The following is a 14,197-nucleotide window of genomic DNA, read 5'->3' as shown; positions in this document are numbered from 1 at the left end:
ACCGTCGCCATCACCGGCACCAACGAAGCGCCCGATGCGCAAGAGGACGGCATTGCCAACAACAAGATCGTCACTCTCGACGGGCAGAACTGGGACACCAGCGGCGATATCAAGGTCGATTACTATGTCATTGATGCCAAGACTGGGCAGAAAGTGGCCGATGCCGAGAAATCCGATTACACCGGCGATGGCGACCATCGTTTCGGGGTGAAATCAGGAATTGAGCAACCAGGTGCAGACACTGTTCAGGCCGGGCAGATCGGCTACCTCGACAGCGCGGATCAGAGCGAAGCCATGCGATTTGCCTTCCAGCAGGGTCAGGTTGCCAACCATGCCACCATCGGGGTCAAAAACCTGTGGCACGACAAGGCGCATGGCGGCTGGGAACCGGGTATCAAGCGGGGTGTCTGGAAAGCCTTCTACAAGGGCGAGCTGGTTGCGACCGGTATCTTCGAAGGCACCTCTGGCGGTCGACAGGATGTGCAGATCGATGCCGGTGGCCGCTACTTTGACACCATCGAAATGTCAGCTCTCGGCTATAAGGACGGCATCGTCGATCCGAGAGGCTCCGAGTACTTTATCACCCAGGTCACCGCAAACCTGACCCACTTCGATCAGGCCTATCAGACCAATGAGACCGGCGTGCTCTCCCTCGATGTATTGAGCAACGACTCAGATCCCAACGGGGATGCCATCTCCATCGTGCCGGGGAGCTACCCGGACTATGTCACCCTGGTCAATGGCAAACTGCAATTCGATGCCGCCAAATACCTGCTGACGTTGCCAGAGGCTGAACGGGATTTGGTCGCGGGCGAGGCCAAAGAGATCAAATTTGAGTACGTCATTCGCGACATTCACGGTGCCACAGATCATGCCAGCGTCACCATCACCCTGCTCGGTGAGACGCAACCTGCTCCTGCTCCGTTGCATGTGACGGTGCAAGAGGATGGACTGGCTGGCGGTGCGCACGCACACAGCGAAGGCCCTCTGCCGGGCGCTCAGGATGCCACCCCCCACGACTACCAGTTTGCAACCCGGCAGACAGGTACTGCTGTCAGCAGTGGTGGCAAGCCACTGAGCTACGAGGTGAGCAGTGATGGCCTGACCCTGACCGGCTTTATCATGGATGCGGGCCAAAAGGTGAACGTTCTGACAGCACAACTGAACCCGCAGAGCGGCACTTATGAGCTGGATCTGTTCCGCCCACTCGATCATGGCGCAGCTGGCAAGGACACCCTCTCGCTGCCGTTCGAGCTCGATATCAAGGTTGGCAACCAGCACACCAAGGGAGAACTGGTGATCGATGTGATCGACAGCGCCCCTGCGCCTGCCCACCTGACCCTCACCACCGGGGATATGGCACCACAATCCAATTCCGTTGTCATTGCGTTGGATATGTCTGATTCAATGAATGACTATGTGATCGGTGAAAATAATCAGTGGATATCCCGCTGTACTCTCGCCCAAAATGCAATCAAGGCCATGTTCGAACAATACGACAAGGTAGGAACTGTTCAGTTCAAAATTGCAGCACATTCGGGTTCCCCTTCCGGTCAGGTGTCTGAATGGCTTCACTCGGTAGCAGAGATCGAAAATTTTTTCAGTAAGATCCGCGCAGCAGGTGGAACTCCCTACTACCAGGCACTTGACCAAATCGATTCCATCTTGGGTAACGATCAGGATCTACGTGCAATGGAAGGCACCAATAAGCAGTTCTATTTCCTCTCTGATGGCGCACCATATGACTTCGCTTATTGGACCGGCCCTTCAGACTTTTCCCACTCAATTCGCGGTCGTTTGATGCAGGGCATCAGCCCCGATGAAGTGGGTGGTGAGCAGCACTATCAGGATCTGCTCACTGGCCGGGTCGCACCGACCAAGGCCGAGCAGTTGCTGATCCTGGGCGAGTCCATGGATCACATTCTGGATCAACATGGCAACCCCTTTGACAGTATCAATATGCTCGCCATCGGCAAAAGCTCCTCACTGGAGTATCTGGAGCCCATGGCAGGTCAGGATGGCACCGCCATTAAGGTGGAGAAGGATGCCGATATCATCAGCACCCTCACCGCGTCGGTACCTGGCCAGTTGCACGGGGATCTCACCGGATCGTCGATCGAAGGGGAGTGGATCGAGAGCCTGACCCATGAGGGCAAGACCTATTTCTACGATCAGCAGAAAAACGGCATCTTCGCCCATCACAGCGATAGCGATAGCGACATCAAGGAAGCCGATGGCAGCAAGCTGGCCCTGGATACCGCCAATGGCAAGCTGGTGCTGAACTTCGAAACCGGCCAGTACGACTATCAGGCCAAGGATGTGCACGGCGACGGAGAGGACAAGTTCCTCCTCACCCTGCGCGATGGTGACGGGGATACCGCCGAAACCAGTCTGGATATCGCCGTTCAAGATCTGGCTGGCGGAGTATCCGCCCCAATCAGCTTGCGCATGGCGGCTGCCCCAGCGCTGACCAGCGAGATAGTCAGCGATGAGAGGGTAAGTCACAGCATCGCCAGCAACGAGATGCAGGATGATCTGATTGATTTCAGCGCGCTCAGCCAGAGCACCCTTCAGAGCAACACGCTGCAGAGCCAGCAAGGTGCGGCGCTGGTGTTTGGCGAGTTATTCGATAGCGGAGACAGCGAACTCGATGACCAGCTGGCGCCGCTGGACTCGGGCTCGCAAGGCGCAGCAATAGGAGACGGAAGCAATCCTTACAGCTCTCTCGCAGATCACAGCATGCCCAATCTGAATGGAGCGTCTATTCAGGATCAGCTGTTTGATGAGCTGGCGCTGCATCAGCAGTTCGTGCAGTAACTCCTTCACCATCTCGCGAGACTCAAAACCCCGCTCCGGCATCAGTCTGAGCGGGGTTTTGCTTTATCTGGTATTCAGTGGTGATTCCAAACTTCCGGCAACAAGGGAAGAAAAAGGTCGCCACACTAAATGGGATTCGCGAGCGTGTTAATTTTATTGATAGTGACGTTGCTAAAACGCATAACAAAGCCTCCGCTCTTTCCTGCCAAGGGGCTGGGATGGACAAAGCTTGCCTCATGGTCCTCCCAGCCATCTCTGCTATTTGCAGATGACGCTAGTCACTGCTGCACCAATCCTGTTTTATCTATTGGCTCAATGTGTTAGCGAATTTCTACAGGTCTGCAAACTCGGGGATATGGGCGCGGCCACGGCTTTCGAGAAATTCGAGCAGGGCGCGGGGGGAGCGCACCAGGATCCGCTCTCGCGGAAAGCCCGCCTCGGTCACCAGACGGTGGCAGTGGTCAAAATCACCGAGGCTGAAGGCGACGTGGGAGTCGGAGCCGAAGGTGAGATAGGCTCCCAGATCTCGCGCTGCTTCCACGATGGCGCGGCAGTTGCCTTCGCTACCCGGGCGCGAGTGAATGAACGAGGAGTTGTTGATCTCCAGCGCCACCCGATAGTCAGCCGCCGCCTTGACCACCGCCTGAATGTCGATGGGAAATGAGGGGTTGCCCGGGTGGCTGATCATGTCGACCCGGCCGCTCTTGATGGCGTTGATCATCGCCTGGGTGTGGGCGGCCTGATCGCAGGGAGGGAATACCTGTTCATGAAAACCCGCCATGATCATGTCGAGGCGCGATTCGTAACGCTCGGGGAAGTCGATCTCCCCCTCCAGGTTTTTGATGTTGGCTTCGATACCCCGCAGGATCCCGACGCCATCCACCACTCTTGGCAGTATTGGCAAGTTGGCAAAGTGCCAGACATGAGGGGCATCCGCCATCTCGGGGCCGTGATCCGTGGTGGCGAACAGCTTGATCCCCTTGGCCTTGGCTATCGGCAGATAGTCGTGGATGGTGCTGTAGGCGTGGGTGCTGGCAATGGTGTGCGTGTGGGTATCGACCGGGTACTTCATCTTCTCTCCCCTCATATTTTGAAGGGGCAGCATAACAAAGAGCGGCAGCTTGGGCCACGCCAGTGCTTGCCACACTTTGTCACAAAATACCGCGAAGCTGACATAGTCTGAGGGGCTCTGGCTGGCATACTGCCCCCGTCGATACAGCCTGAACTCGCATCGATAGTTTGCCGTCAGGATGACGCGAACTCACTTTCCCCACCGTCGCGCCCTGCGGCGGTTTTTTTTGCCTGCAAACCGCAAACCGGTAACAAACGCGCAAAAAAAGGCCCAACTAGCATGGTGCAGGTTGGGCGAGACTTAATGTTTAATTGCAGTGGCATAGATATAGAGTCCTGCTTTTTGACTAAGTTCCGCCCACTTTGCTTTTTTCATCGAAAAACATTCCGCTAACACTTATTCACATTCCCTTGACACTTCACGTTATGAAACGTACTTTTTAAACATTCGTTTAAGTGAGGTGACCAGTGAGTAAAATCGATACCAAAAACCGTATTCTCGATGCCGCTGAAGTGCTGTTTGCCGAGCGGGGATTCGCCGATACCTCTTTGCGTCTGATCACCAGTGAGGCCGACGTCAATCTGGCGTCGGTGAACTATCACTTCGGCTCCAAAAAGGAGCTGATCCAGGCGGTGCTCGACCGCTACATGAGCCTGTTCATGCCCGATCTCGATGCCCGCCTGCGGGTGCTGATGGAGCAGGAGCAGCTGACCCTGCTGCAACTGTTTGAAAGCTTTGTCGAGCCGCTGATGAAACTCTCGGCAGTGCGCGCCAACGGCCCGGCCATCTTCATGCAGCTGCTGGGACGCGGCTATATCGACAGCCAGGGCCACCTGCGCCGCTTTATCACCGCCCACTACGGCCCCATTCTGATGCGGATCACTCAGGCGATCTCCAAGGCCAATCCGGCCCTGTCGCCGGCGGATCTCTTCTGGCGCCTGCACTTCACTCTGGGCACAGTCGTGTTCACCATGGCCTCCGCCGATGCGCTACGCGACATCGCCCTGGCCGACTTTGGCCAACAGCTCGATGTGGAAGGGCTGGTGCGCAACGTTATTCCTTATCTGGCGTCCGGAGTCGGGGCGCCCGTGGAGTCGACCAGGCTCTCCCTGGCTGTGTAACAACCAACAACAAATCAACGGAAACAGTGAAATAGAAGGAACTTCGGTATGATCACATTGCTTGTCCTGCTGGTGCTGGCGATAGCCGTTGTGCTCGGCGTGCCCTCCATCCGTAAAAAGGTGGTAACCCGTCCGGTGTTCGGCATCTTCAAAAAGATACTGCCGCCCTTGTCAGCTACCGAGCGGGAGGCCATGGAAGCCGGCTCCGTCTGGTGGGATGGCGAGTTGTTTCGCGGCAACCCCGACTGGAAAAAACTGCACGGTTACGGCAAGGCCGAACTGAGCGCCGAAGAGCAGGCCTTTATCGACAATCAGGTCGAAACCCTGCTCGCCATGGTTGACGACTTCAAGATCGTCAACGAAACCAAAGACCTGCCGGAGCCGGTGTGGGACTATCTGAAGAAGGAAGGCTTCTTCTCCCTGATCATTCCGAAATCCTACGGCGGCCGTGAATTCTCGGCGATTGCCAACTCCACCATAGTCACCCGCATCGCCACCAAGAGCCTGAGCGTGGCGGTCACCGTCATGGTGCCCAACTCCCTCGGCCCGGGCGAGCTGCTGATGCATTACGGCACCCAGGCCCAGAAAGATTTCTGGCTGCCGGGGCTGGCCAATGGCAAAGAGGTGCCCTGCTTCGCCCTGACCGGGCCGGAAGCGGGCTCCGATGCCGGCGCCATTCCTGACAAGGGGATCGTCTGCAAAGGGATGCACAAGGGTGAAGAGGTGTTGGGTATTCGCCTCAACTGGAACAAGCGCTACATCACTCTGGCGCCGCGCGCTACCGTGCTGGGGCTGGCGTTCAAACTCTATGATCCGGAAAAACTGCTGGGTGACAAGGAAGAGCTGGGCATCACCTGCGCGCTCATCCCCACCAGCCACCCGGGCGTGCGGGTTGGCGATCGCCACTACCCCATGGGTCTGGCATTCCTGAACGGCCCGACCTTCGGCAAGGATGTGTTCATTCCGCTCGACTGGATCATCGGCGGCCCGGATTACGCCGGTCGCGGCTGGCGCATGCTGGTCGAATGCCTCTCCGCCGGTCGCGGCATCTCGCTGCCTGCTCTGGGCACCGCTTGCGGTCACATGGCGAGCCGCACCGTGGGCGCCTACTCCTACGTGCGCAAGCAGTTCGGCATGTCCATCGGCAAGTTTGAAGGGGTGCAAGAGGCGCTGGCCCGCATCGGCGGCCTCACCTATCAGCTGGAAGGGGCCCGTCGTATGACCGCAGGTTCCTTGGACTTGGGTCAGGCACCAGCCATCGTCACCGCGATTTCCAAGTACCACATGACCGAGATGGCGCGCCAGATCATGGATGACTCCATGGATATCCACGCCGGTCGTGCCATCCAGCTGGGCCCGAAAAACTACACCGGCTACGCCTACATGGGTATTCCGGTGGCCATCACGGTGGAAGGGGCCAACATCCTGACCCGCAACCTGATGATCTTCGGGCAAGGTGCTACCCGCTGCCACCCGTACGTCTTTGCCGAGCTGGAAGCTGCGGCTGACACCGACGTGGAACGCGGTCTCGAGAAGTTTGACGCCTTGCTGATGAAGCACATCGCCTTTGGCGCCGGCAACTTCTTCGGTTCCCTGTTCCAGGGGCTGACTCTGGGTCAATTCAACAGCGCGCCGGTAGCCGGTGAAACCGCTCGCTACTACAAGCAGCTCTCCCGCATGAGTAAAGGGCTGGCCCTGTGCGCCGACGTCTCTATGCTGATGCTGGGTGGCGATCTCAAGCGCAAGGAGATGATCTCCGCCCGTCTGGGTGACGTGCTGAGCCACCTCTATCTGGCCTCCGCCACCCTCAAACACTACGAGGATCAGGGCCGTATGGTCTCCGATCTGCCGTTCGTGCAGTACGCGGTGGAGCGCAACCTCTACCTGATTGGCAAGGCGTTCGAGGGCTTCTTCCAGAACTTCCCGAACAAGGTGGTGGGTGCCGTACTCAAGCGCGTGGTGTTCCCGTTCGGCGTCGGTTACAAAATGCCGGCCGACGATCGCTGCCACGCCATCTGTCTGGCCATGATGAAGCCGGGCGAGTTCCGCGACCGTCTGACCGCCCTCTGTTATGTCGGCAAGGATGATGCGGATCCGGTTGGCCTGATGGATCGCGCCTTCCTGGCCATGGTCTCGGTACAGCCTTACGAGAAGAAGCTGGTGCAGGCCCAGAAAGAGGGCAAACTGCCCCGCAAGATGGCCCTGCCGGAGCTGGTTGCCGCCGCGCTCGCCGGTTCCATCCTGAGCAAGGACGAAGCGGACAAACTGCTGGCCGCCGATGCCCTGCGCTACGAGGCGATTCAGGTAGACAACTTCGCCCCGGGCGAGCTGGAAGGATTCTCCCAGCCACACAAGGTCGATCACGCAGCCTGATCCTGACAGCACTCTGTTATGACGCAACGGCCCTTCGGGGCCGTTTTTGTCATATTAAAGCCCTCTTTTTACTGTTCGTACATACAGTGTGCAGCCAAACTGGCCGCAGTTTGCTATCTTGGCGACCATCACTCGCCTTTAGAGCAATCACAACCCATGAGCATTATTTTGGGCATAGATCCGGGATCGCGGATCACCGGCTACGGGGTTATCCGGGTGGTGGGCGGCAAGGCCGAATATCTCGGCTCTGGCTGCATCCGCACCGATTGCGGTGAACTGCCAGCGCGCCTCAAGCAGGTCTATGACGGGGTATGCGAGATCATTACCCAGTTCAAACCCACCGAGTTTGCCATCGAGCGAGTCTTTATGGCCCGCAACGCCGACTCGGCCCTGAAACTGGGGCAGGCCCGGGGCAGCGCCATCGTCGCCGCAGTCAACGCCTATCTGCCGGTGAGCGAGTACTCCGCCACCCAGATCAAGCAGGCTGTGGTGGGCACCGGCGGCGCCGCCAAGGAGCAGGTGCAGCATATGGTGACCCATCTGCTGAAACTCTCCGCCACCCCGCAGGCGGATGCGGCAGATGCCCTCGGTGTCGCGCTATGCCACCTGCACACCCGCCAGAGCCTGATCAAGATGGCCGGCCGCGCCAGCAGCTCGGTACGCGGCCGCTATCGCTGAGCCCTTGCTCACCCGCACGGATCACCTCTGTATCGCTAAATAAAAAACCGCCCCGGATGTCCGGGGCGGTTTTGTTTGGCCGTTTTGTTTGCCCGCTTAGCGTGCCGAAATGGTGATGCTGGCGAGATCGATCAGATTGACCGCCTGTTTTTAGTTAGACAAACAGACTGCCCGAGCGGACCGGAATGCTCTCCTCCTGAGCCTGTAATAAGGGGAGTAGTTCGTGGTAGCCAGCATGAAGCAGGTCGCAGACAACCTGACATGCCTGTGGATCCGCATGCTCATCCAAAGCACACCACAACAGCAGCTGTCCCTGACCATCAACTGTCAGTCTGACCGGTTGCAAAGTAGATAGTGGACTATTGACCTGCAACAACAACAGCATGACACCTGCAAGCATCTTGAGAGGAAGCGGAGCCAGCGGTAGTGCCAACACATATTGCCCCTCTATCTTCTCGAACCATAGCTCGGGTGCCCCCTCAAACCTGATAACACGGCTCTCCCCCGCAGCAGGGAGCGTCAATCCTAACGAACTTAACCAATCAATCAGCATATTCACTCCTTCATAATCCAGGCGCGGGCCTGAGTAACCGTGGTTGATGAAAGGGGCTTGCTCCAGGGTTTATTACGAGCCCCATAGTTATCAGCCAGCTCCTGCAGAGCCTCATTGACCTGAGCCGGGGCGATGGCGGCGATAAGTGCATACTCTGTTTTACGCAGTAGCGCCACATTGCTATCCGGCTGACCTGGACGGAACAGCGCAGGGTAAATGACCTCCTGAATGATGTTGTGGGCTACTGTAGCCACCTGACGCCGGCTGGCCTCTTCCTTGCCCATATCCAGTGCGGTGAAACGCCCTGCCGGGCTAGGGGTATCGAGCATCCGGGCCAACGCGGCGTTGTCAGCCTGATTAAGCTGAGCAGCAAGCCACTGTTGTCGGGCCGGTGAATCTGCGAGAGCCCCCAGCTGCTCAAGCGCCTGAGCCAAGGAGCCAGACAGTTCGAGTCGAACAGAAGGGTCCTGATTTAGTACCGATGCAACTAACACAGAAAGTTGCTCCTGAGCCGCCTGACGAAAAAGGACCGTCGCCTGGGCATCAGGGGAGCTCTCTCTGGCCACCGCAGCAAAGTCCCGATCGGATAGCGCCAGCAACGCCGATTCCAGATCCGGGAACTGGTAATCCTTGCGACTACTTTCCCTCGCTTCCAGATGTTCTCCTACCACCTCGGCCAGCTTGTCCTGCAGATGCTGCTTGTCAGCATCGCTCATGGTGAAATTGAGTGTGCCACTGAAAGTCCCGCTGAAATCGCCGCGTTCTGACTTGAGCGGCACAGTCACTATTTGATCGGCAAAGGCGTCAAGCCCCCTGGTTTGCAGCGCAGAACGGGCGCCAACCGGTGCACCGACTACCCAGTCTGCAATCGCCCCCTTGCGAGTACCGCGATCGGCCGGTTTACCGCCCTCTTCCTCAAACTTGAGGATCAAGTTCTCATGCTCGGCGATGCTGGCGCCTCTGGTCTCGGGATGGATAAGTTCGGGTACCGGGACATTGAGCATGACGCCGCCATCTTGTAATGACAACCGCTCGTCCTGCGCTAGGAAAGGTTGATGTTGCTCCTCTGGACGACTGAAAACGACCGGAAATGAACCGGATATATGGGCTGCGCGGGCGATTTCCATGTCTGGCGTCAGGCTGGCATTAAACAGGATCATCTGGGGTCGGCCATCAAACATACCTGTCCCGGTAATATTCAGCTCTTTGATTGCCGGAATGTGGCGACCAAGCAGGGCCAGATCTCCGAAGGTCACACCGCCCCCCTGTTCGAGGCGCTGCCGAATACTTGCAACTTCAGGTCGAGTAGCCAGCTCAGGGTGTGCCTTCAATTGCGCCAATACCGAGCGACTCGACTCCTGTTTGAGTATTCTTTCGAGCGGGACAGCGTCCGATTTCAAGCGCGGCAATAGATTACTCAGCAGTTGTACAAAGCTACCTAGCTTACCCAGCTTAAGCTTTTCGAGCACACTGGCGATCGTCTTGCCTGTTTCACCACTCATGTGCTGAGCCAAGCTGATCTTTTTTACCGGCGAATCAAGCAGACTGATGAAGTCCATCTGATCAGAGAGCGCTTTGAACTCACTCGCATTCATGCCCGCCGCCAGTAAAGCTGCGGTAATAGCCCCAGCGGAGGAGCCTGAAAGAGTGCGAATCCCCTCCAGTTTCCCCTGAGCCTCCAGCGCCTGAATGGCCCCCGGATAGGCCGCCCCTTTGGCACCACCACCACTGAGCACCAGACTGGAGATCGGGGGCCGCGCCAAGATGATGGATGCCGACCCATCTTGCTGGCGTGTGATGGTCACCTGACGCGGGCCACAGCCCTCACAGATCACATCGCTCTTAGAAGAGACTGCCACCGGAGCGTGGCTCACCGTGCCCAGTTGAGGGCCAGATCCCCCCCCCAGTGTAGCGACAAGACTGGGAGCACTCTCATGAGGTTGATTCGATTGTGGCTCAACAGCACCAGACGGGGTTGATTGTGAAAGACGGGGAACTTGCTGAATCTGCATATCGCTTCTCCTGTTACGATGGAACTACGTCCATTCTAGGGAGTCGACACTCGGCCGTTTGGCAACAAACGCCGCGATTTTGTTAATGCGAGTATTTATTTTTTCCCATGTGCATCGGCGCGATCCAAGGTCGCCGACATAGCCCGGGATAGCGCCTCCAGCTGGCCATCAAGGCTGGCATCGATGATCCCCACTTCGGTCTCGAGGATGCAGCCCCCCTGATCGAGGCGGGCATCGGCGGAGATCTCCAGATAGCCGATCTCGGGGAAATCCTTGTGTACCCGGGCGACCTGGTCGCGCACCGCCTGCACCTGCTCGGGATGAACCCGCACCGTCACCTGCTTCTGGTTACTCACCAATGCAAGCGCCTCGCGCACCACCTTGAGGGTGAGCGCAACCTGATCGTAATCGTGGAGGATCTTGCGTACCGCCTGCAACACCACCTCGCTCATCTGCTGCTCCACCGTGCGGTAATAACCCTGGCACTGCAACTGGGTCTGGTGGATCAGCACCGCCTGTTCACGGCGGGCCTCATCAATACCGGCATGCCAACCAAGGCTCTTCTGCTCTTCATAGATAGCGCGCGCCTCCGCCACTATGTCGGCGGCTTGAGCACGGGCCGCCTCCACCAGCTCCTGCGCACTCAGGTAAGACTGATAATCCTGACTGCGTAAAATACGCTGGCTTGGCGCCAGTTGCAGGTGTTCACTCTTTATTTCAACAAATGGCAGCATTGGGGTGTTACCTGTTTGGCAATCTTGAGACAAAGCGCTCGGGCCAGCGGCAGTTGATCCGTGGTCAACCGCCATGAGGGGCCCAGCGGCGCGGGAGCAAGGCGCAGGGCAAGACGCCGCGCCCAGTCAGGCTCGCCCTCCCCTGCTGCCGCCAGCCAGAACTGTAATCCGGCCTCTTCCAGCGAGGCCTCTTCCAGTTGGGCGGGCAAGGGCTGCTGCCATCCGGCTGGCCAGGGACCGATCAGCAGGTCGAGCTGGGAGAGCACGGCTCTGTGTCCCTCCTCCCCCAGCAGGGTGATAACCTGACGCAACGCCGGTGCCAGTAAACAGTGGCGAATCGCTTCTCCATGCAGCACAGCCCCCAGACGACGCAACAGCTGCACCAGCTCACCCTGAGGAAACAGTGCAACGCCGCCCAGCATGGCAGGCATCTCGTAGCCAGTCCCCAGCGTCAGCGCCTCGAGCAAAGCACCGTTGCTGGCCGGCAGCGTCCGCCATTCGGGTAGGATCTCTGGCACCCGAGCCCAGGATGGGGGGAGGTGCACCTCATGGAGATAACTGGCCGGGCAGAAGCGCAGTTGATAAGGGGTCAAACCGACCGTCATCCGCGACTCCGGCTCCGGTGCCACAGATATTGGGCCAGGTTGCTGGTCACAACCAGCGCCAGCAGCAGGGCAATCAAACCACCCAGCCGCCACTTGGACCCTTCACTTACCTCGATAGAAAACAGGCTGGTGTTGCGGGCCATCAACGGCATCTGGCGGATATCGGCCGAGGGCACCAGCACTACACTGATCCGGTCGTAAGCCAACCCCTCGATGCTGTTGTTGACCAACTGCTTGATCTGGGGGATGTAGGTATCAAGCTGGATATCCGCCGCATGCTTGATAAAGACCGAGGCCGAGGCGGGAGAGGCTTTTTTGTTGAAGCCTTCATTACCTTCCGGCAGCACCACATGGACGCGGGCCACCAGCACCCCGTCTATTTCCGACAGCGTATTGGATATCTCCTGTGCCTTGGCATAGGTCAGACGAGCACGCTCCTCGGTCGGCGAAGAGATGAGACCATCCTTGGGAAACACATCCTGCAGGGTTGAGAAGCTCTCCCGCGGATATCCCTTGCGCTTGAGGGTCTCGATGGCTTGCGCCACGTCAGACTCTTCGACCAATAGCTTGATATTGCCATCCTTGTCGGGCTGTTTGTCCGAGGAAATGCCCTCGGTCTGCAACAACGCCAGCATCTCGTTGCCCTCTTTCTGGCTTACCCCGGTATAGAGCTCCACTTTGCAGCCACTGAGCAGCAGCGAGGTGCAGAGCACCCCCATCAGCATCGATCTCTTCACACTACCTCACTGGGTCTTCAACAGGGTTTCTACGTTCTGGCTCATCTTGCCCACGGTCTTGGCAATCAGCTCCTCCTGCATGGTGATCCGCATCAGCGACCACTGCATCTGCATCAGGCTGTTGGGGTCGTCCCCCGGGGTGGCCAGCTCGGCTTGCAGGCTCTGCTTGGCCTCAACAAACTGCTGCTTCAACTCCCCCAGCTCCCCCAGCAGGGAGCTCCCCATCCCCTGGGATGTGCTCCCCATCGCCTGCTCAAAACTGGCGACATGGGGCGAGGAGAGATCCACCGCTTTCAATTCATCCAGGCTGGTAACCACCGCCTGGGCAGACTGTGCAATTTCCATCACGCCTCCAGATCAAGTTTGTGCGAATTGCGCATCAGATTGTCCACCATGCCATTGAGCGGGATCAGGGTCATCAGCTCGCGCCGGGCCAGTGCATCGAGAAACGCATGTTCCGCGGGCACAGCGCCCTGTCCGTCCCTAAGCTCACTCAGCAGGTTCAGCAATACCTTCTCCCGCCGCGACGCCAGGGGGTCAAACTCCCGCATGGTTGCTCGCAACTCCGGCAGATCGATGGCATCCACCACCGGCGGCTGGCGCTCGCCAAAACGCGCGCTCAGCTTGCCGGTGACCGGGGCAAACAGCTGCTTGCCAATCTCCGGCGCCGGGTTGTCACCCTGTTGGTAGATCTGCCAAAGCAGTTCACGCCGGGCGGCTGGCGTCGCACCGGTCAGCAAACCCTCAAGGGGAGCCCCCTGTTGCCAGCGCTCGAACAGATCCGGCTCGGGGGCCTTGGCCAGCAGTCGCTCGAACTGGCGTTGGGCCATGGATTCAGGCGGGAGGGGCTGGCGCAGCGACTGCACTCCCTCCAGCTGCTCGCTGCCTTCAATCCTCATGACGCCATCTGCTCACGCAGGCCAGCGACAAACTGTTGCAAGGCAGGTTGGCCGCTCTGCGCCAGCCGAACCAGCCGCAGAGCCAGCGCATCATGCAGGTCAAGCCGCCACTCACACAGGGCCAGCCAGGGCTCGATATCCGCAGTGCTGCTCTCTTGACCCAGCAGCAAGGCCCCCTGGTAATCCCCCTGGTTCATCAGAGAGGAGAGGCGGATCAGCGTCACACACTCTGCCATCTCAGGTTCACCAGCCAGCCAATCGGCGATGGTTGCCGCCTCCTGGTGACAATGGTGACCGGTCCCTGCCAGCGCGATCTCGGCCAGCTGTCGCTTGAGTTGAGTGTTCATCATCAAATCTTCTGCAAGATACCCTGCATCAGGTCTTTCATGGCCCGAGTCACGGTGGAATTGATGTTGTAGATCACTGACCACTTGTTGATCTTGTGTTGCAGCTCGGCAAGACGAGCAGGGTCATCCGGCGAGGTTTTCAGCGCTTCAATCGCTTTTTGAACCTCATCATTGGCTGTGTTAGCTTGCCCCTTCAGGTTATCGGCGACCTTGTCCAGGGTATTTCCCGGGTTAAAAATATCGGCCATC

General features: G+C 58.4%; 14 protein-coding genes. 4 read left to right on the top strand and 10 right to left on the bottom strand.

Annotated elements, in window-relative coordinates; translation table 11 throughout:
* Positions 1-2,817 (top strand): Ig-like domain-containing protein (locus CF137_RS11600; RefSeq protein WP_139719130.1); only part of this gene is annotated, 2,817 nt, incomplete at its 5' end.
* A gap of 331 nt (positions 2,818-3,148) precedes the next feature.
* Here the strand turns inward: CF137_RS11600 and CF137_RS11595 are convergent.
* A complete protein-coding gene (locus tag CF137_RS11595) occupies positions 3,149-3,889 on the bottom strand; it encodes a phosphatase (protein ID WP_139719128.1) in 741 nt (246 codons plus the stop codon).
* Between the two features lie 467 nt (positions 3,890-4,356).
* Between CF137_RS11595 and psrA the strand changes: the two genes are divergently transcribed.
* The 3 genes from psrA to ruvC all read left to right on the top strand — a co-directional run bounded on the left by psrA (position 4,357) and on the right by ruvC (position 8,061).
* Positions 4,357-5,010, top strand: a complete 654-nt coding sequence (gene psrA, locus CF137_RS11590) for a TetR family transcriptional repressor PsrA (protein ID WP_101347660.1) — start codon at positions 4,357-4,359, stop codon at positions 5,008-5,010.
* Positions 5,011-5,058: 48 nt separating this feature from the next.
* On the top strand, positions 5,059-7,383 hold the full coding sequence (locus CF137_RS11585; protein ID WP_139719125.1) for an acyl-CoA dehydrogenase: 2,325 nt from the start codon (positions 5,059-5,061) through the stop codon (positions 7,381-7,383).
* Between the two features lie 156 nt (positions 7,384-7,539).
* Complete coding sequence (gene ruvC, locus CF137_RS11580; RefSeq protein WP_033136529.1) at positions 7,540-8,061, top strand: crossover junction endodeoxyribonuclease RuvC; 522 nt, start codon at positions 7,540-7,542, stop codon at positions 8,059-8,061.
* Positions 8,062-8,215: 154 nt separating this feature from the next.
* On the opposite strand, the gene CF137_RS11575 is transcribed toward ruvC, so the two are convergent.
* The 9 genes from CF137_RS11575 to sctF form a co-directional block, all read right to left on the bottom strand.
* Positions 8,216-8,614 carry a type III secretion system chaperone family protein gene (locus CF137_RS11575; protein ID WP_139719123.1) on the bottom strand — a complete coding sequence of 133 codons (399 nt, stop codon included), beginning with the start codon at positions 8,612-8,614 and terminating at the stop codon, positions 8,216-8,218.
* Positions 8,615-8,616: 2 nt separating this feature from the next.
* Positions 8,617-10,473 carry a patatin-like phospholipase family protein gene (locus CF137_RS11570; RefSeq protein WP_204787369.1) on the bottom strand — a complete coding sequence of 619 codons (1,857 nt, stop codon included), beginning with the start codon at positions 10,471-10,473 and terminating at the stop codon, positions 8,617-8,619.
* 248 nt (positions 10,474-10,721) lie between these two features.
* Positions 10,722-11,360, bottom strand: a complete 639-nt coding sequence (locus tag CF137_RS11565; protein ID WP_139719119.1) for an HrpE/YscL family type III secretion apparatus protein — start codon at positions 11,358-11,360, stop codon at positions 10,722-10,724.
* Complete coding sequence (locus CF137_RS11560; protein ID WP_139719117.1) at positions 11,339-11,965, bottom strand: SctK family type III secretion system sorting platform protein; 627 nt, start codon at positions 11,963-11,965, stop codon at positions 11,339-11,341. The genes CF137_RS11565 and CF137_RS11560 overlap by 22 nt, the downstream gene beginning before the upstream one ends.
* A complete protein-coding gene (gene ascJ, locus CF137_RS11555; RefSeq protein ID WP_193556569.1) occupies positions 11,962-12,702 on the bottom strand; it encodes a SctJ family type III secretion inner membrane ring lipoprotein AscJ in 741 nt (246 codons plus the stop codon). The genes CF137_RS11560 and ascJ overlap by 4 nt, the downstream gene beginning before the upstream one ends.
* Before the next feature lie 6 nt (positions 12,703-12,708).
* The gene (ascI, locus tag CF137_RS11550; protein ID WP_005320806.1) at positions 12,709-13,047 is read right to left on the bottom strand and encodes a SctI family type III secretion system inner rod subunit AscI; all 339 of its coding nucleotides are present in this window, start codon (positions 13,045-13,047) and stop codon (positions 12,709-12,711) included.
* Positions 13,047-13,601, bottom strand: a complete 555-nt coding sequence (locus CF137_RS11545; protein WP_139719115.1) for a YopR family T3SS polymerization control protein — start codon at positions 13,599-13,601, stop codon at positions 13,047-13,049. Before CF137_RS11545 ends, ascI begins: the two co-directional genes overlap by 1 nt.
* Entirely contained in the window at positions 13,598-13,951 is a 354-nt protein-coding gene (locus CF137_RS11540) for a YscG family type III secretion system chaperone (protein WP_139719113.1), read from the bottom strand. The genes CF137_RS11545 and CF137_RS11540 overlap by 4 nt, the downstream gene beginning before the upstream one ends.
* Positions 13,951-14,196: a type III secretion system needle filament subunit SctF gene (gene sctF / locus CF137_RS11535; RefSeq protein ID WP_139719111.1), complete on the bottom strand. Its 246-nt coding sequence runs from the start codon at positions 14,194-14,196 to the stop codon at positions 13,951-13,953. The genes CF137_RS11540 and sctF overlap by 1 nt, the downstream gene beginning before the upstream one ends.
* Position 14,197: the final 1 nt, after the last annotated feature.

This window comes from Aeromonas sobria (assembly GCF_006243315.1).
GTDB lineage: Bacteria > Pseudomonadota > Gammaproteobacteria > Enterobacterales > Aeromonadaceae > Aeromonas > Aeromonas sobria_A.
The sequence above is the reverse complement of the archived record's forward strand: the minus strand, read 5'-3'. Positions and strand labels throughout refer to the sequence as shown.